Consider the following 17,957-nt stretch of genomic DNA (forward strand, 5'->3'; position numbering starts at 1 on the left):
CCTCCAGCTCAGAGAGAGCCGATACGATCCAGCTCACGCTGTAGTTCAGCGCGGTTGAGTGCTTTAAATGGCAGGCCGAGGAAGGTCGCGCAGCGCCGCTCGATGATCGCCAGCGTGGCAGCAAACGCCGCGTCCACGGCGGCATCGTCGCCGATCACATCCGAGGGATCTGCCAGACCCCAATGGGCTTTGAGTGCGGGGCCGAAGTACACCGGGCAGCTCTCACCGGCGGCCTTGTCGCAGACGGTGATGACAATGTCTGGCGGATTGTCTTCGAACGCGTCATTGCCTTTGCTGTACAAGCCATCGATGGCAATGCCTGCCTGTTGCAGCGTCGACAGGCTGCGTGGCAACACTTGGCCCTTGGGGAAACTTCCGGAACTCACGGCCTCGAATCCGGGGCGCGCCAGATGATTGAACATGGCTTCAGAGAGGATGCTGCGGCAGCTGTTGGCCGTGCACATGAACAGAATTCGCATGATTTTTTCTTTCTCAGCAGCAGGCGGTTTCGCGAACCGGACGCCCGTCCATGTTCTGCAGGCGGGCGGCGTTGTCCTTCAGCCAATCGGCGTTGGCTTTGGACGTCACTTGCAGGATTTCGCGTACCCACGCAGGAAGATCAGGGTTGAGGCGGTAATAGACCCATTGCCCCTGACGGCGATCAAGCAGCAAACCATTGCTGCGCAGTTGCGCGAGATGGCGGCTGATTTTCGGTTGGCTGTCGCCGAGTGCGCACATCAGCTCGCAGACGCAGAGTTCACCTTGATCGGCGATGAGCAGCATGGCGCGGACGCGGGTTTCGTCAGCGAGGCTCTTGAAGACTTCGGTGGGAGTGATCATGGGACAAGCTCTGTACGTATGGAAATTCGAATATACGGATATCCATATATAAATCAACCCGGCAAATACCCTCGACCAAAGAACCTTGTGGGAGCACCTGTCGTCACCAGCGTTTTCAACAGCGTATGACGACTCCACGGGCCGCAGTACTCAGGCACATGCGCGATCAATCTATATCCGCAGCGGATGTACCACCGGGCGACGTTGTCATCCAGCGTTTCGATCAAGGCATCCACGCACGCCCTTTCAACCGCTAACGCCTCAAGCTTGTGCAACGCCTCAGTACCCAGCCCGGTTCCGCGCCATTGCGCGTCGATCCACAGGTAATTGACAAACAGACGCCGGAATTCGGTTCTGCCGGTAGCGCCGCCGATCAGTGTTCCCTCCTCCATCAGCGCACAGGCGATGGCTTCAGCTTGTCCGCCGCGAGCCTCAGACAAGGCTCGGCCATGCCGTAAGACGCCGTCACTGATGGCCTTCAAGATGTCCGCATTGATGTCGCGAACGGTAAGCCATTCCCTCATTGCTGCTCTCCATTGCCAAAGGCTTTGGAGCTATTCAAGCAAAAGCGGCGCCAACACCAGCACAGCCAAAGAGGATTAACGGTTGCCGGCCTGCGATCTGCCCAGCAGCAAGCCCTGCTCCGCCTCACACAACCCCACCACATAATCCCAGACCACCCGCAGCCGCACCGACTTGTGCAACTCGCGCCGCGTACTGATCCAGTAACTACGCTCGATGCTCTCATCCGGAAGCAACGGCACCAGATCGGGATCCGACTCGGCCATATAGCAAGGCAGCACTGCAATACCCAATCCCGACCGCGCTGCTTCCTGCTGGGCGATGACGCTGGTGCTATGGAACACCACGCGCGGACTGCGGCAGAAGCTGTTGAGAAACATCAGTTCCTGGCTGAACAGCAAATCATCGACATAACCAATCCACGCATGCCGCCCAAGGTCTTCGCGGCTTTGCAATGGCGGCGCCTTATCGAGATAGCGTTGGCTGGCGTACAACGCGAGTCGATAGTCGGTGAGTTTGCGCGTCACCAGCATGTCCGCCGCCGGGCGCTCCAGATGAATGCTGATTTCCGCCTCGCGGTTGAGGATGCTGACAAAGCGCGGCACCGCGACCAGCTCCACTTCCAATCCCGGATAGCGCTCGAACAAGCCGATCATGCGGCTGGCGAGAAACTTGATGCCCAGCCCTTCCGTCACCCCCACACGAATCTTTCCCAGTGGCGCAGTGGATTGGGTGATCTCTTCCTGCGCCAGCAGCGCAACGTTTTCCATCGCTTCGGCATGTTTAAGCAGCGCCTCCCCCGCCGGGGTCATTTCGTAGCCTTGGGCGTGCTGGACGAACAGCGCAGTGCCGAGGCTTTTTTCGATGGCTTCGATGTGGCGGGCGACGGTGGCGTGGGTGGTGTTGAGACGGCGGGCGGCGGTGAGCAGGCGGCCGCTGCGTTGCAGTTCGAGAAAAAACCGCAGGTCGTTCCAGTCGAACATGGCGTGTCCTTGTCGGCTATGGTCTATGCAGGCTGTTTGAAAACGCACAGCGGCTGCGCAAAAACTAACATTCTTTTAACGAAAGCTAACAACTAGAGTGTCCGACAATAAAAACAAAAAGCGAGGTCAGGGAATGCAGACTTCCCTCGATGAATACGACTACATCGTGGTCGGCGCCGGCCCTGCCGGGTGCTTGCTGGCCAATCGGCTGTCGGCAGATCCGCAGCAGCGCGTGCTGTTGCTCGAAGCCGGCGGGCGCGACAACTATGCGTGGATTCACATTCCTGTCGGTTACCTGTTCTGCATCGGTAACCCGCGCACCGACTGGTGCTTCAAGACCGAAGAACAACCGGGCCTCAACGGCCGCGCGCTGAGCTATCCGCGCGGTAAAGTGCTGGGCGGTTGTTCGTCCATCAACGGCATGATCTACATGCGCGGCCAGGCCAACGACTACGATGGCTGGGCGGCCGAGGGCAACCCGGGTTGGGCCTGGAACGACGTGCTACCGCTGTTCAAACAAAGCGAAAACCATTTTGCCGGTGCGGCTGAATTTCACGGCGCCAAGGGTGAGTGGCGGGTCGAGCAGCAGCGTCTGTCGTGGCCGATTCTGGATGCCTTTCGCAGTGCGGCTGAGCAAAGCGGCATTGCCAGCATCGATGACTTCAATCAGGGCGACAACGAGGGTTGCGGCTACTTTCAGGTCAATCAGAAATCCGGCGTGCGCTGGAACGCGGCGAAGGCTTTTCTCAAGCCTGTACGTGATCGGACGAACCTGACAGTGCTGACCGGGGTTGAGGTGGATCGTGTGCTGCTAGAGGACGGTCGCGCAACAAAAGTCAGTGCGCGTCATGAAGGTCAGACCAAACAGTTCAAGGCGCGCAAGGAGATCGTCCTGTGCGCTGGCGCGGTTGGATCACCAAGCATTCTGCAGCGCTCCGGGATTGGTCCGCGGCCATTGCTCGAACGCTTGGGCATCGGCGTGATTCATGAGCTGCCGGGCGTCGGCGGCAACCTGCAGGATCACCTGCAATTACGCCTGATCTACCAACTGGAAAACGCTCGCACGCTCAACCAGATCGCTGGCAGCGTGTGGGGCAAGATGGGCATGGGCCTGCGTTATCTGTATGACCGTAGCGGGCCGCTGTCGATGGCGCCGAGTCAGTTGGGCGCGTTTGCGCGCTCGGGGCCGGAGCAGACCTCGGCGAATCTTGAGTATCACGTGCAGCCTCTGTCGCTGGAGCGCTTTGGCGAGCCGCTGCATAGCTTTCCCGCCTTCACCGCGTCGGTCTGCGATCTGCGTCCGCAGAGTCGTGGGCGTATCGACATTCGTTCGGCGGATCCACAGGAAGCGCCGCTGATTCAACCCAACTATCTCAGTCATCCAGAAGATCTGCGCGTCGCGGCGGATGCGATTCGCCTGACGCGACGCATCGTCAGCGCGCCTGCCCTGCAAGGCTTCAAACCGGTGGAATACCTGCCCGGCGCCAGCCTGCAAAGTGAAGAACAATTGCAGCAAGCAGCAGCGAAGATCGGCACGACGATTTTCCACCCGGTCGGCACCTGCCGCATGGGCAATGACGGCGATGCGGTGGTCGATGCGCAACTGCGCGTCCACGGCGTGCCCGGTTTGCGCATTGCTGACGCGTCGATCATGCCGCGCATTACCTCGGGCAACACCTGTTCGCCTACGCTGATGATTGCCGAGAAAGCCGCACAACTGATCCTCAGCACCAACACCAGGAGCAGCACCGCGAAATTGGAGCTGGCCCAAACCCTGTAGGAGCTGCCGCAGGCTGCGATCTTTTGACTTTGGATTTTCCAGATCAAAAGCAAGATCAAAAGATCGCAGCCTGCGGCAGCTCCTACAAGGGACCGCGTTTAATTCAAGGCATCACCCGGACACGCAACACCAGTGGAACAACAAAAACAATCACTGTGAGGGATACCGATATGTCAGAACACGTTCAGCCGCTGGACGCCGTGCGCAGCGTCGAGACCAGCCCGGATACACGCAAAGTCATCTTCGCTTCCTCACTGGGAACGGTGTTCGAGTGGTATGACTTCTTCCTCTACGGCGCCCTCGCGGCGGTGATCAGCAAGCAGTTTTTCGCCGGAGTCAACGACACCACCGCGTTCATTTTTGCGCTGATGGCCTTCGCCGCCGGCTTTATCGTGCGGCCGTTCGGGGCGCTGGTGTTCGGTCGGTTGGGGGACATGATCGGGCGCAAATACACCTTTCTCGCGACGATCATTCTGATGGGCGTCGCGACCTTCTGCGTCGGCCTGCTGCCGACCTACGCCAGCATCGGCATCGCCGCGCCGATCATTCTGGTGGTGCTGCGCATGCTTCAGGGCCTGGCGCTCGGCGGTGAATACGGCGGTGCAGCCACCTACGTGGCCGAGCACGCGCCGATCGGCAAGCGCGGTTTCCATACCAGCTGGATTCAATCCACCGCGACCCTCGGCCTGTTGCTGTCGCTGCTGGTGGTGCTCGGTTGCCGCTATTTCACTGGCGATCAGTTTGAAGTGTGGGGCTGGCGCATTCCGTTCCTGTTGTCGATCGTGCTGCTGGGCATTTCCACCTGGATTCGCCTGAGCCTGCACGAGTCGCCGGCGTACCTGAAAATGAAAGAGGAAGGCAAAACCTCGAAAGCGCCGATCCGCGAATCCTTCGGCAAATGGGAGAACCTCAAAGTCGTGCTGATCGCCCTGTTCAGCATCAACGCCGGGCAAGCGGTGACCTTCTATGCGGCGCAGTTCTACGTGCTGTTCTTCCTGACCCAGTTCCTGAAAATGGATCCGGCGGTGGCCAACACTTTGTTGATCATCAGCGTGGTCATCGGCGCACCGTTCTTCATCTTTTTCGGCTGGCTGTCAGACAAGGTCGGGCGTAAACCGGTGCTGATGCTCGGCTTGCTGCTGGCCACGGCGCTGTACTTCCCGATCTTCAAATCCCTCGCCCACTACGCCAACCCTGCGATCGATCAGGCCAGCCGTCAGGCACCGATCACCGTGCTGGCGGATCCGGCGACCTGCACCTTCCAGTTCGACCCGGTGGGCAAAGCCAAATTCGACAGCCCGTGCGACAAGGTCAAGACCTTCCTGGTCAAGCAAGGCCTGCCCTACTCCAGCGCCGCCGCCCCGGCGGGCAGCGCCGTGCAAGTGAGCGTCGGCGACGTCAAACTCGATGGCTTCGACGAGGCCGCCCTGCGCGGCGCGATCACCCTCGCCGGCTACCCGCAACAGGCCGATCTTCAGCAGATTAACAAACCGATGATCGTCGCCCTGATCGTGGCGCTGATCATCATCTCGGCCATGTGCTACGGCCCGCTCGCGGCGCTGATGGTCGAACTGTTCCCGACGCGCATTCGCTACACCTCGATGTCGCTGCCGTACCACATCGGCAACGGCTGGTTTGGCGGATTCTTGCCGACGGTTTCGTTTGCGCTGGTGGTGTACACCGGGGACATCTTTTACGGGCTGTGGTATCCGGTGTTGATTACCGGGGTGAGCCTGGTGGTGGGGATGATCTGTTTGCGTGAGACGAAGAATATCGATCTCGACAAGAACTGATGCGTTAAACAAAGCCGCTTCGGGTTTTTCCTGAAGCGGTTTTTTACTGCTCGATGGACTGCCATCGACAGAGTGATGGCATTTAAATACCATTCGGCCAGTTCGACATACTTGCCTTCTAAAACCTCGCAATCCTAAGGAACAGGATAATGGCCGAAGCACCGGTGAATGAAACATCCTCCGAAAACACCCCCCAGCCAGTAAGCCAACAAGAGAGAACCAACCGAGGGAGCAAGTTCCTTTTATGGTTTGGCCAAGCCATTGTCCCATTGTTGCTAGGCTCCTTTCTTTTCAGCGGCATTCTCGAAGGCTACAAAAGCTCGCTAGGTGACAAGAAAGACATCATCGACAGCTATTACCGGCCAATGAGGATGCTGCAAGCTTCCTGTGCCATGCAACACCAGCAGTTGGCAAATCAGTACGGCGAGTTGGCTGCCAACTACCAGTTACAGTTTGGAGAGCTCACTCACATGCTTACCGAGCCTGAGTCTTCTGCTTCGTTGGGCTATGAGATCATTCCTAAAACAATTGCGAACACTACTAGGGAACTGTCCAAAACTATTCATGAATCAAATGTCGCTGTGCGGCAATGCCATGTCGACCTCTATATAAAATATGAGGAGCTGGCATTGGTAACGGGCACTTATGACAAGTTCAAGCGATTAGCAAGCACCCGGGACAAGCGACTCGGACAAGTAGATAGGCAATTGCTAACCAAAAGAGCTCCCTATCTCGCCGCTGCGAACACGGATGAGATGATGAAATTATTACGAAAATTGGCTATTTCGCGATCCGACAAGCTCTTGGACCAAACCCAAATACTCAAGGAAATCGGTGCCTACGCCAATCCCGCGATCGAACTGAATCGTCTGCTCATGACTAACGAACTTGACCGTTTTGGTACCGAACAAGCCTTCTTCACGTCGACCCGAAATCTTTTCGCACGAGAAATCAGCTCACGTCAGTCCAAAGGCTTTTTCAGCTATCTCTTTTGAGCGGAACCAGATTACTTATGAAAAGGAAATCACTCCGTTGAACGATCAATATGTATCCATTACCTGCCCAACCCTGCAGTCGCTCGAACCTGTACTGCGGAGTTGGATCGCCTGCACCCAGCGTTACATTAATGTATGGAATGGAGGTGATTTGCCTTACTGGTACAACGAGCAGGCTAACGTCAGCATTCTTGCCGGTGCTGCTTGGAAAGCCGACTGGACGGCCATCGAGGAATACCAGATCAGTAAGGTTGCGACAGAGGCGAGCGAGCAGATTACGTTGATCGGCCGAAATGATTTATACATTGCCAACGACACAAAGGGTTTTTGCATCGAAGCCAAAGTGGCTTATTTGGATATCAGCGATACCAAAAACACGAGTAAATACATTAAACGCAGGCTTGCAAATGCCACACAGGATGCAGAACGGCTGAATTATCACGAACCACGTCTCGGCGCAGTGTTTGTTGCTCCGTACTCACGGGATAAACCGGCAACCCTCCTACAGATTCAAGTTTTTCAGCAGAAAATGCTGGAACTCGACGTACAAGCCTTGGCATGGGTGGCACCCATCAACGCCCAGCAAACCTGTAGCCACGACAACAAGTACTATCCCATGGTGGCATTGCTTCTGAAGACAACAAAACCTCAAGCGGTCCCCCTCCTTGAGAGGGCGCTTGAGCCAGTTCTTATACCTCAGCCTTGATCACCTCGAACTTCACCTGATCCGGATAAAACGCCACGTAGTCGCGGATCGGCGCTACTGACACTTTCGGATTTTCGTAAGTCCACACCGCGTTCGCCCCTTCATGTCCCGGCACTTGCAGGCTGAAGTAATTGGCATCGCCCTTGTACGGGCAATAACTGGTGTGGTCGGTGCGGGCGAAATACTTTTCGTCGATGTCTTCGCGGGGGACGTAATAGACCGGCGGGTAGTTGGCTTCGTTGAGAATCATGACGTGGGAAGACGCTGCGACCTGGATGCCGTGGAATTTAACTATCAGGCAGCCGGGAAGTTGTTCGAGGGCAATGACGGGACTGGGGCCGGAGGTTTTCATGGGGGTTCTCCTGGATACGGCGAAGAGACCGGTTCAGGTATAGCCCATTGGTGCGGGTTGGGTTGGGTTTACAGCTGAACGGCCCCTCAACAGCAAAAGCCCCTCACCCTAGCCCTCCCGAAACGTCGGACCGCCCGGAGGGAGAGGGGACTGACCGAGTTGTCTGGCGAAATCCATCGACCTGAAAAATCTTGTCGATTATGGATTCAAAGCCAATCGTTCAAGTCGGTGAATTTCGCCAATATCCCCCATTCGGTTCCCTCTCCCACTGGGAGAGGGTTAGGGTGAGGGCCGCTCTTCAGGCATCACGCAACGATATCAGTCGCCAACGCTTGCCCCACCACACCCACGGCAAAGTCCACCGAACCCTGCCCCGTCAGGTCAACCATCAGGCTGGTCTGATTGGTCTGCTCGAAGTAGGTCAGGATCGCATCGCCCGCATGCCCAGTGAAGCCGCTGACGAAGTTCAACGACGCCGCGCCCGTGGTAAAACCGGCGATCCCCGATAAGTCGATCTTGTCCAGGCCGCTGGTGAAATCCATGATCCAGTCCGGCGCAGTCATGGTCGAATCGCTGGCAGCACCAAACACAAAAGTGTCTGCACCTGCACCACCCCACAAGGTATCGCCACCGCCACCACCGTAAATGATGTCATTACCGGCACCGCCGACCAGTTCGTTGGCAACGGCGTTGCCGATCAGCAGGTCATTGCCTGAACCGCCGATGGCATTTTCCACGGTTACACCGTAAGCAATGGAAACGTTGCCCACCAGACCGCCAACATCGGAGAACGAGCCTTCATTGAGGTTGATCTTCTGGTTCTGGCTGAAGCCGGAGAAGTCCAGCGTGTCATTACCGCCGCCATCCCACACCGAGAAAACCACTTTGGAGGAGGCCGAAGTGGCGCTGTAGAAATCGCGCTCGGCATTGGAGTTGAAGCCGTATGTGGTGTCATCGGCGCGGGTCGCGTAGTTGGCGCCATACAGTTTCTGCACCGCGACAATATCGTCGAGCAACGGCGCCGAGGCGTACGCGCCGCTGCCGTCCTTGCTGAAGTTTTGCTCGGTGTTGGCTTCGCTCCAGTAGCTCATCAGGCTGTAGCCGCGAGTGTCTTCGGCGTACTTGGCGTCGTTGTAGGTCGGATTGCCGTTGCCGGCGTTGTAGGCCCCGGGGTGCGACAGGCCGAGGGTATGACCGATCTCGTGGGTCAGAGTCTGGCGCCCGTAGTTGTTGGTATCCGGGGTTTTGTTGACCTGATACTGATCGTTGATCAGGTACCACGACTGACCGTCATAGCTGCCGCCGCTCGGCAGGTAAGCGAACGCTGCGCCACCGGTGCTGACATCGTAGTTACCGAAGGTCATGTGGCCATCGCCGCCCTTGCCTTCAGTGAAGGTGACGTTGGCGACGTCAGCCCAGGATTGCATGGCCAGCACGGCCTGGGCCTTTTGCTGGGCGCTGAACTCGCTGAAGTTGCCCAGTTTCGGGTTGTAGTTCGCAGGCTTTTCGGTGAGAAAGCTGTAGCTCAGGTCGATCTTGCCGTCAGCGTTCTTGTCGCCCCACGACAGGCCTTTACGCAAAATTTCATCCGCAGCCTGATCGGCAGTGAATGAGGGTTTGCCATTAACCAGCCCGACGCCACGGTCATACAGGTGGCTGAAGGTATCGATTTCGTCGAAGGCGCTGCTGGTTTTCGATTTGGCTTGAGCCATGATGGACTTCCTTGTTTCTGAGTAGTCAGTGTCGACAGACCACGGCGATCTTCTGGCGAGATCGTCCTGTCACTCGCGTGTTTGCATCGGCGAAAAACCTGACACAGGCGCAAACCGGGCGCTAATCAATTTCTCGATAGCCCGGCCTGCGTCCCTGTATTACCCGTCACGTACTGCAATGTTTTTTATCTGTATATCCATACAGATAAAAGTTGCCCCTGACGCCAAGTCCGGCCATTCTGTGCACCTGTTCGGACCTTGATCGACGATGGTGGTTATGCTGCTGTACCTCTGTGAAAAACCCTCCCAGGCCAAAGATATTGCGGCCGTGCTCGGCGCCAAGCGTCGGGGCGACGGTTGCTGGCTGGGAACGGACGTCACGGTGACCTGGTGCATCGGCCACTTGCTCGAAACGGCCCCGCCGGATGCCTATGACGCACGTTACAAGCGCTGGGTGCTGGCCGATCTGCCGATCATTCCGGACAAGTGGAAAATGACCGTCAAACCGCGCACCGCCAGCCAGTACAAAGCGGTCAAACGCCTGCTCGGTGAAGCCAGCGAGCTGATCATCGCCACCGACGCCGACCGTGAGGGCGAGATGATCGCCCGGGAATTGGTCGAGCACTGTCGTTATCGCGGGCCGATCCGCCGTTTATGGCTCTCGGCACTGGACGAAGCTTCGATCCGCAAGGCCCTTGCCGCACTGAAACCCGGGGCCGAGACCTTCAGCCTGTATCACTCGGCGCTGGGCCGCTCGCGGGCGGACTGGTTGATCGGCATGAACATGAGCCGGCTGTTCACGCTGCTCGGGCGACAATCGGGTTATCAAGGGGTGTTGCCGGTAGGCCGCGTGCAGACGCCAACCTTGCGCCTGGTGGTGGATCGCGACCGCAGCATCGCCGATTTCGTGCCAGTGCCGTTTTGGGCGATCGATGTCGATCTGTTGCACAACGGCATCCCGTTTACCGCGCAGTGGCGGGCGCCGTCGGATGTCTGTGACGATCAGGATCGCTGCCTGAATCAGGCGCTGGCCCAGCAAGCGGCTGCTGCGATCAGCAGCGCTGCCAGTGCCCGGGTGGTCAAGCTGAAAACCGAGCGCATGCGTGAGGTGGCGCCCCTGCCCTTCGATCTCGGCACCCTGCAGGAAGTCTGTTCGAAGAAACTCGGCCTCGGCGCGCAGGAAACCCTCGACATTGCCCAGGCGCTCTACGAAACCTACAAGGTCATCACTTACCCGCGCAGTGATTGCGGTTTCCTGCCCTTGAGCCAACACAGCGAGGCACCGGGGATTCTCGCCGCGTTGCGGCAGGCCGATCCGGGTCTTGAGGCGCTCAACGGGTTTCTGGAGCCGCAACGCAAATCCCGGGCATGGAACGACGCCAAGGTCAGCGCTCACCACGGCATTATCCCTACCGCTGCTGCGAAGAATCTTGAACGCCTGACCGGCAAACACCGCGCGGTCTACACCCTGATTCGCGCACGCTATCTGGCGCAGTTTCTGCCCAATCACGAATACGATCGCACCCAAGCCGATTTCGATTGCGCCGGTGAAGCGTTGCGCGCAGTCGGCAAACAAATCATCGAACCGGGCTGGAAACGCGCATTACCCGAAGCTCTGGCAGCGGCCAAGGGCCGCGAAGCACCCGCGCCGCAAACCTTGCCGGCCCTGAGCCAAGGCGTCGAATGCGCCATCGCCGCAGTGAAGTTCAAGGATCTGTGGACGCAACCACCGAAACCCTACACCGAGGGCGATCTGATCAAGGCGATGAAAAACGTCGCCAAACTGGTCGAGGATCCACTGCTCAAACAGAAACTCAAGGACACCACCGGCATCGGCACAGAAGCCACCCGCGCCTCGATCATTCAGGGCTTGATTGATCGGGGCTATCTGGTGAAAAACGGCAAGGCTCTCGCGGCCACCCCGGCGGCGTTCAGCCTGATCGATGCGGTGCCTCGCGCGATTGCCGACCCCGGCACCACGGCGATCTGGGAGCAGGCGCTGGACATGGTGCAAAGCGGCGAAATGAGTCTGGAAGAATTTGTCACCAAACAAGCGGCGTGGATGAGCAAACAGGTTACACGCTGCTCGAGCCTCAGCCTGACCATCAGCGGCCCGCCGCCGGCCGGTAAAGCGGCGGCACCGTGGAAGAAGAAACGCAAATCGACCCGCAGCAAAACCACGGGTACGACAAAACGCACAGCGAAACCGTCAGGCAAATAAAACCCGCTAGTGTTTCTGCAAGGCTCAGCACTTTCAGGAACCCGGCGCATGGCCAATATCGAACTGCAACCCGCTCAGCGCGATGAGCTGGATATCATCGAAAACCTCATGCAGTTCTACATGTACGACTTCAGCGAGTGGCTGCCGCTGAGGCTCGCCGAACACGGCTTCTTCTCCATCCAGCCGAAAATCGACTACTGGCGCCACCCGGCCACTCGACCGTTCCTGATTCAGGTCGACGGCGAACTCGCCGGTTTCGTGACCGTCGATAACGAAATCCATATCCCCGGCGCCGAACACAACATCGGCTACTTCTTCATAGCGCGACGCTTTCGTGGCCAAGGCGTCGCGCAGTTTGTCATCTCTGCCCTCTTGAGCCAGATCCCCGGTCAATGGCAGATTTTCCATATCGACGCCAACCTGCCGGCACAGCGCTTTTGGGCCAGGCTGATCCCAGCATTGAGCGGCGGCGAGTTCACCGTGCAGCAGCGTGAAGTGGACGGTTATCCGTGCACCTTCTACGTCTTGCGCGCACCCTTTTCCGTTGCCTGAACGGATTCTTTCTCATTCCAAAACAGCTTTGTCCGACAATATGTAGTGAACAAAAATAATCACTACAAAACCGTTGACGGCGTCGTTTTGCTTTTGCATGATGAAGACGTTCCCCGATCGGGAACACGCGTAACACGCTTGAGCAAACTCGTCTGACCGCCGAGTTGTTTTTTCCGGATACACGCTGCCCACAAGGCAGATTGAAGAAGCTGACCTGGCCTGAACGTCCAGTACAAGGACGAGAAGCGCTGGCGAAAATTCTCAAGACGCTTGTGCGTCGACACGGTAAATGTCGTCAAGGAGCCTCCCGGTTTTCGCTGCTTCTCCTCGTTGTGACGCTATTGCGTAGCAGTTATTCAACACGACTACATGCAACAGATGCACGACCCCGTACTTCACACGGGCGAGCGCTGACGTCCTGGTTTCGGTGCCAGGGATCAACTAACCGATGGGCTACCTGTATTAGCGAATCAACTTTGAAAGATCACCAGACTGGTCAAGGGGCAATATCATGAATCTGAACAATCAACCGACTATCGAAGAACTGGCTCGTATGTTCGCGGCGCAGAAAGACAGCCACGACAGCCATATTCTCTGGATCAGCAAGTCGGGGCAGGTGCATATCGACTGCCTGGCGACTCATGCTGACGAAGACGAGTTCGACCGCAATCATCAGAACCTGCTGGCCCGCTTGAAGATGTACCGCCGTGGCCACGGTTATGTTGGCAAGAAGGCAGCGGCCGACAAGGACTTCATCGGTAATGTTCTGCAAACGCTGAAACAGGCGTGGGATTCGATGCAGAACAAGAATGAAGTTCGGGTGATTGATCGGTTCTGCTGAGTTAGTAATCAAATAATTGAAAGGCCTGTTTCCTTAAAGGAAGCAGGCCTTTTTTTGTTCGCTTGCATTGATTTGGCGTGACTGGAATTGCCCCTCACCCCAGCCCTCTCCCGAGGGAGAGGGAGCCGATTTGCTCTGCGTTTAAGTTTGGCTCAAAACTTTCAGGTCGGCGTAAATCGCACGAACACCTCGGCCAGTCCCCTCCCAAGGGAGAGGGAGCCGATTTGTGCTGCGCTTAAAATTTTAGTTCGACTCAAAACTTTCAGGTCGGCGTAAATCGCACAAGCACCTCGGTCAGTCCCCTCACCCTAGGGAGAGGGAGCCGATTTATGGTGCTTTCAGAACCTGAGTTCGACTCAGGTTTCTCAGGTCGGCGTAGATCGCACAAGCAACTCGGTCAGTCCCCTCTCCCACTGGGAGAGGGTTAGGGTGAGGGGCTTCCCATGTCCAACACCAATTCCACAAACGCCACCGCCGCCGCACTGTGATAATTATTGCGCCGCCGCAACAACGCCGCTCCACGCTCCGGCGCATCACCTTCAACCCGCAACCGGCGCAACGCCCGATCCTCCGTCGCAATCGCCTGCGGCAACATCGTCGCCATCGGCGAACAACGCACCACTTCCAGCAACGTACTCACCGAGTTCACCTCGATCCGCACCTGCGGCGTAATCCCGTGTTGGCGAAAATACTCATCCACCGATAACCGCGTAATGAAGTCCGGCGCCAACAAGGCGAAATCCAGCGAAGCGATATCCTCCGGTGTCAGCACCGCCACACTGTCATACAGCGGATGCTCACGCCCGACCATGATCCCCAACGTCTCGGTAAACGCCGGAATGCATTCGATATCGGCATTGCGCACCGGCGTAAACGCAATCGCAATATCCAGCGAGTCATCCGCCAGCCCCGCCTCGATGTCATCCATCGACAGCTCAAAAATCTGCAAATTTATCCCCGGATACCGCGCGGCAAAATCGCGCACCAACGGCCCGACCAGATACGCCATGAACGTCGGCGTCATCGCCAGACGCAACGTCCCGCGAGACAAATCCTTCACGTCATGCAACGCGCGTTTACCCGCCTCCAACTCCACCAGCACCCGCCGCGCGCACTCGATGTAAGCCTCGCCAGCATCCGTCGGTTTGACCGTACGCGAAGTGCGATCAAACAAGCTCACCCCAAGGGTTTCCTCCAGTTGGCGAATCTGCTGCGACAGGGTCGGCTGTGAAACATGCAATGCCTCGGCGGCACGGGTGAAGCCGCCGTGATCGGCGACGGCCAACAGATAACGCAAATGTCGCAGCAGCATGGGAAACACCATCTATAGGCAGGACTTATGCGAAGCATTGTATATCGGTCTTGGACGCTATGGATCAATCAGCAGAAGATCAATCCCACACAGCAAGCCAACCCCTGAAAGGAGTGACACCATGCAACAGTCCCACGCCTACAACGACACCAGCCTGGCCCTGACTACCCGCATTCTCGATGCCAAGGCACGCAAAGATCTGTCATGGCAGGATCTCGCTGACGACACCGGTCTGAGCCTGGCGTACGTCACCGCCGCCCTGCTCGGCCAGCACCCGCTGCCGGAGAACGCCGCGCAAGTGGTCGGTGACAAGCTTGAACTGAGCGCTGAAGACGTCGCGGCGATGCAGATCATCCCGCTGCGTGGCAGCCTCAGCGGTGTGCCGACCGACCCGACCATCTACCGCTTCCACGAGATGATCCAGATCTACAGCACCACCCTCAAAGCCTTGGTTCACGAACAGTTCGGCGACGGCATCATCAGCGCGATCAACTTCAAACTCGACATCAAGAAAGTCGAAGACCCGGAAGGCGGCTCCCGCGCTGTGGTCACCCTCGATGGCAAGTTCCTGCCCCTGCGTCCGTTCTGATCTGCACGGGCCCGCACCCTGCGTGCGGGCCACCCCACCTCAAATGGCTACCCGTCACCCAACACATCTGGAGGCTGCCCCATGCAAAAAATTCTGTTGATTCTGGCTTTGCTCGGCGGCATTTGCGCCCAGGCATCTGCCGCTGACGAGGCCGTCGCCTACCGCTACGGCATGCAACTGGATGTCGCCCAAGTGCTGAGCATTACCCCGGTTGCCGATGTGTGTGGCGTGGTGCCGGTGGAGATGACGTATCTGGACAGCCACGGCGGCAAACACATTCTTCAATACAGCGAATTCGGCAGCGGTTGCTCGAACTGAGAGGACAACACCATGAAAAACCTGATTGATGGCTTCCTGAAATTCCAGAACGAAGCGTTTCCGCAACGCACCGAACTGTTCAAACACCTGGCAACCACGCAAGAGCCCGGCACCTTGTTCATCACCTGTTCCGACAGCCGTGTCGTGCCGGAACTGCTGACCCAGCAAGAACCTGGCGAGCTGTTCGTGATCCGTAACGCCGGTAATATCGTGCCGTCCTACAGCCCGCATCCGGGCGGGGTTTCGGCCACGGTGGAATACGCGGTGGCGGTGCTTGGGGTGACCGACATTGTGATCTGCGGGCATTCGGACTGCGGCGCGATGACCGCGATTGCGCAGTGCAAATGCATGGATCACCTGCCCGCCGTCAGTGGCTGGCTGCAGCATGCCGAGTCAGCGAAAGTGGTTAACGAAGCGCGGCCACATGCCAATGACGCGGCGAAGTTGAGCTCGATGGTGCGCGAGAACGTGATCGCGCAACTGGCGAATATTCAGACCCATCCGAGCGTGCGTCTGGCTCAGGAGAAAGGCCTGCTGAATCTGCATGGCTGGGTGTATGACATCGAGACCGGTTCGATCGATGCGCTGTCCGCCGACCGCCGCACGTTTGTGCCGCTGGCTGAACAGCCAGCGACTTGCGCGATCCATGCACAAACCACCCACGCGGCCTGAGCAACTGATCGTTCCCACGCTCTGCGTGGGAATGCCTCCGGGGACGCTCTGCGTCCAGTGACGCGGAGCGTCACGGGCTGCATTCCCACGCCGGAGCATGGGAACGATCGTTGTCCGCCAGATCAGCGTTTTACTGTGAGATCGATCTGGCTCATGCGGCTGCGCACAGTGAACACGCCATCCCCCGAAAGAATCGCACTGCGCGCAAACAAGCGCCCGCTCTCCCAGTTCGAAAGCCCCAACTCCGGCTTGTTCAACGCGTACTGCCCATCGACCCAACGGGTAATGCCGTTGCCCACGAACGGCGCATTCACCGCGTTGTAAAAACGCTCCTGAACCTGCGCATCTTCACTGATCAACGACACGGTGAATTGCGGGCTGTAGCGGTTGAACAGCGCAATCGCCTGATCCACATCGTCAACGATCATCAGGCTGACTTCCGGGGTTTCTTCCCATTCCCACTCGCGGCCCAACTCGGACTCTGCCAAGGGTTCTGCCAGTGCCTCGGTCTGATAGCCCTCGGCGCGGTAGACCTCGACCGTTGCGTTCTGCCACTCACTCGGCAAGCAGCCTTCGCTGCCTTCGACGATGTGCAATTTGCAGCCCTGGCCACGCGCAGTACCGGCCTGTTGCAGCGCGTCGAGAAACAACGGCACCAATTCCGCCGCGCGATCACGCTGGATCAGGCACACGTTGAGCGTGTTGCAGACTTTGCGATCCAGCGAGTTGCGCACCACGGCGGCGAAGCGTTTGGCATCGGCCGCACGATCCGCGATCAACCATGCACCACCCGTGCCGTGCAGGCTGACGGCGGTGCCGGCCTGCTGGGCAATGCTGCCCAACTGACTGACCGCACGACCCGAACCGCGCGCCACGGCCAGCGACAAACGTCGGTCAGCGAACATCGCCCAACCGGCCGCGTGATTGACGCTTTCCACGAGCGACACCGCACCGGCGGGCAGACCGGCATCGGCCAGCGCCGGGTTCAACGCGTGAGTGACGATGGCTTGCGCGGTACCCAATGCATCGCTGCCGATGCGCAGCACGGCGGTGTTGCCAGTGCGCAAGACACCTGCCGCGTCGGCAAAAACATTCGGCCGACCTTCGAAGACAAACGCGACGATGCCCAGCGGCGAAACCACTTGCTCGACTTTCCAGCCGTCATGCTCGACGCTGCTGATGACTTTGCCGCGTGTCGCCGCTGCGTCTCGCCAGGCACGCAGGCCGGCGATCATGTCGCGGCGCATGCGCTCGTCGGCGAGCAGCCGGGTGGTGGAGCGGCCGCGCGCCTTGGCCCGTTCGATATCGGCATGGTTGGCGGTTTCGATGTGCGCCCAGCAGTCCGGGGTTTCCAGACGTTGTGCGAACAAGTCGAAGAACTTGCTGATGGCCTCATCGGACACTGCCGACAAGGCAGTGAATGCCGCTGCCGCGCGTTCGATCGCCACGGACGCTGCTTGCTGATCCGCCACGGGGATCAGCAGCAACTCGCCACTGACCTGCTCCACCAGCAGGTGGTCACCGGGCTGAAAGCGCGCGGCCAGTTCGGGGCTGACCACGGTGACGCGGTTACCAGCGAAAGGGATCGGCGTGCCAGCGACTAGACGTTCGAGCGCGAGAGACATGAAGCGGATTCACCATGCAGGGAGCGGCCGGAAAATGTAGCGGATTACTCGATGAAATACACCTCTTCAGACACTAAAGAAACCTGTGGGAGCTGGCTTGCCAGCGATAGCGGTGGTTCAGTCAATTTATAGTGGCTGACAGGC

General features: G+C 58.3%; 18 protein-coding genes. 10 read left to right on the forward strand and 8 right to left on the reverse strand.

Translation table 11 applies throughout. The features are described from left to right. Positions 1 to 8 precede the first annotated feature (8 nt). The 4 genes from M5G26_RS09070 to M5G26_RS09085 all read right to left on the reverse strand — a co-directional run bounded on the left by M5G26_RS09070 (position 9) and on the right by M5G26_RS09085 (position 2,345). The gene (locus M5G26_RS09070) at positions 9 to 479 is read right to left on the reverse strand and encodes an arsenate reductase ArsC (RefSeq protein ID WP_273915079.1); all 471 of its coding nucleotides are present in this window, start codon (positions 477 to 479) and stop codon (positions 9 to 11) included. Between the two features lie 13 nt (positions 480 to 492). Further along, entirely contained in the window at positions 493 to 840 is a 348-nt protein-coding gene (locus tag M5G26_RS09075) for a metalloregulator ArsR/SmtB family transcription factor (RefSeq protein ID WP_122600300.1), read from the reverse strand. A gap of 53 nt (positions 841 to 893) precedes the next feature. After that, positions 894 to 1,364: a GNAT family N-acetyltransferase gene (locus M5G26_RS09080; protein WP_150693515.1), complete on the reverse strand. Its 471-nt coding sequence runs from the start codon at positions 1,362 to 1,364 to the stop codon at positions 894 to 896. Between the two features lie 75 nt (positions 1,365 to 1,439). Beyond that, the gene (locus M5G26_RS09085) at positions 1,440 to 2,345 is read right to left on the reverse strand and encodes a LysR family transcriptional regulator (RefSeq protein ID WP_273915080.1); all 906 of its coding nucleotides are present in this window, start codon (positions 2,343 to 2,345) and stop codon (positions 1,440 to 1,442) included. 133 nt (positions 2,346 to 2,478) lie between these two features. Between M5G26_RS09085 and M5G26_RS09090 the strand changes: the two genes are divergently transcribed. The 4 genes from M5G26_RS09090 to M5G26_RS09105 all read left to right on the forward strand — a co-directional run bounded on the left by M5G26_RS09090 (position 2,479) and on the right by M5G26_RS09105 (position 7,619). Next, positions 2,479 to 4,125: a GMC family oxidoreductase gene (locus M5G26_RS09090; RefSeq protein ID WP_273915081.1), complete on the forward strand. Its 1,647-nt coding sequence runs from the start codon at positions 2,479 to 2,481 to the stop codon at positions 4,123 to 4,125. Between the two features lie 170 nt (positions 4,126 to 4,295). Beyond that, the gene (locus M5G26_RS09095; RefSeq protein WP_007910646.1) at positions 4,296 to 5,918 is read left to right on the forward strand and encodes an MFS transporter; all 1,623 of its coding nucleotides are present in this window, start codon (positions 4,296 to 4,298) and stop codon (positions 5,916 to 5,918) included. Positions 5,919 to 6,067: 149 nt separating this feature from the next. Then, the gene (locus M5G26_RS09100; RefSeq protein WP_273915082.1) at positions 6,068 to 6,913 is read left to right on the forward strand and encodes a hypothetical protein; all 846 of its coding nucleotides are present in this window, start codon (positions 6,068 to 6,070) and stop codon (positions 6,911 to 6,913) included. 37 nt (positions 6,914 to 6,950) lie between these two features. Beyond that, entirely contained in the window at positions 6,951 to 7,619 is a 669-nt protein-coding gene (locus M5G26_RS09105; protein WP_273915083.1) for a hypothetical protein, read from the forward strand. Here M5G26_RS09105 and M5G26_RS09110 read toward each other — a convergent pair. Both M5G26_RS09110 and M5G26_RS09115 read right to left on the reverse strand, forming a co-directional pair. After that, positions 7,603 to 7,971 (reverse strand): DUF427 domain-containing protein, encoded by a 369-nt coding sequence (locus tag M5G26_RS09110; protein WP_273915084.1) that lies wholly within the window; start codon positions 7,969 to 7,971, stop codon positions 7,603 to 7,605. The genes M5G26_RS09105 and M5G26_RS09110 overlap by 17 nt on opposite strands. A gap of 305 nt (positions 7,972 to 8,276) precedes the next feature. Continuing rightward, positions 8,277 to 9,683, reverse strand: coding sequence for a serralysin family metalloprotease (locus tag M5G26_RS09115; RefSeq protein WP_273915085.1), 1,407 nt, complete (start codon positions 9,681 to 9,683; stop codon positions 8,277 to 8,279). 277 nt (positions 9,684 to 9,960) lie between these two features. Here M5G26_RS09115 and M5G26_RS09120 point away from each other — a divergent pair, with 277 nt between their 5' ends. The 3 genes from M5G26_RS09120 to M5G26_RS09130 all read left to right on the forward strand — a co-directional run bounded on the left by M5G26_RS09120 (position 9,961) and on the right by M5G26_RS09130 (position 13,297). Continuing rightward, positions 9,961 to 11,904, forward strand: coding sequence for a DNA topoisomerase III (locus M5G26_RS09120; RefSeq protein WP_273915086.1), 1,944 nt, complete (start codon positions 9,961 to 9,963; stop codon positions 11,902 to 11,904). Positions 11,905 to 11,952: 48 nt separating this feature from the next. Continuing rightward, positions 11,953 to 12,456, forward strand: coding sequence for a GNAT family N-acetyltransferase (locus M5G26_RS09125; protein WP_273915087.1), 504 nt, complete (start codon positions 11,953 to 11,955; stop codon positions 12,454 to 12,456). A gap of 511 nt (positions 12,457 to 12,967) precedes the next feature. Continuing rightward, a complete protein-coding gene (locus M5G26_RS09130; RefSeq protein WP_093437124.1) occupies positions 12,968 to 13,297 on the forward strand; it encodes a hypothetical protein in 330 nt (109 codons plus the stop codon). A gap of 424 nt (positions 13,298 to 13,721) precedes the next feature. Here the strand turns inward: M5G26_RS09130 and cynR are convergent, their stop codons facing one another. Further along, positions 13,722 to 14,609, reverse strand: a complete 888-nt coding sequence (cynR, locus tag M5G26_RS09135; RefSeq protein ID WP_273915088.1) for a transcriptional regulator CynR — start codon at positions 14,607 to 14,609, stop codon at positions 13,722 to 13,724. Between the two features lie 121 nt (positions 14,610 to 14,730). Here cynR and cynS point away from each other — a divergent pair, with 121 nt between their 5' ends. The 3 genes from cynS (at position 14,731) to M5G26_RS09150 (ending at position 16,188) form a co-directional block, all read left to right on the forward strand. Continuing rightward, positions 14,731 to 15,198: a cyanase gene (gene cynS / locus M5G26_RS09140; protein ID WP_273915089.1), complete on the forward strand. Its 468-nt coding sequence runs from the start codon at positions 14,731 to 14,733 to the stop codon at positions 15,196 to 15,198. A gap of 81 nt (positions 15,199 to 15,279) precedes the next feature. Continuing rightward, positions 15,280 to 15,516, forward strand: a complete 237-nt coding sequence (locus tag M5G26_RS09145; RefSeq protein ID WP_150693508.1) for a DUF2790 domain-containing protein — start codon at positions 15,280 to 15,282, stop codon at positions 15,514 to 15,516. 12 nt (positions 15,517 to 15,528) lie between these two features. Further along, positions 15,529 to 16,188 (forward strand): carbonic anhydrase, encoded by a 660-nt coding sequence (locus tag M5G26_RS09150; protein ID WP_273915090.1) that lies wholly within the window; start codon positions 15,529 to 15,531, stop codon positions 16,186 to 16,188. Positions 16,189 to 16,310: 122 nt separating this feature from the next. On the opposite strand, the gene M5G26_RS09155 is transcribed toward M5G26_RS09150, so the two are convergent. Further along, positions 16,311 to 17,813, reverse strand: a complete 1,503-nt coding sequence (locus M5G26_RS09155) for an aldehyde dehydrogenase family protein (protein WP_273915091.1) — start codon at positions 17,811 to 17,813, stop codon at positions 16,311 to 16,313. Positions 17,814 to 17,957: the final 144 nt, after the last annotated feature.

This window comes from Pseudomonas sp. TNT2022 ID642 (assembly GCF_028656995.1).
Lineage (GTDB): Bacteria > Pseudomonadota > Gammaproteobacteria > Pseudomonadales > Pseudomonadaceae > Aquipseudomonas.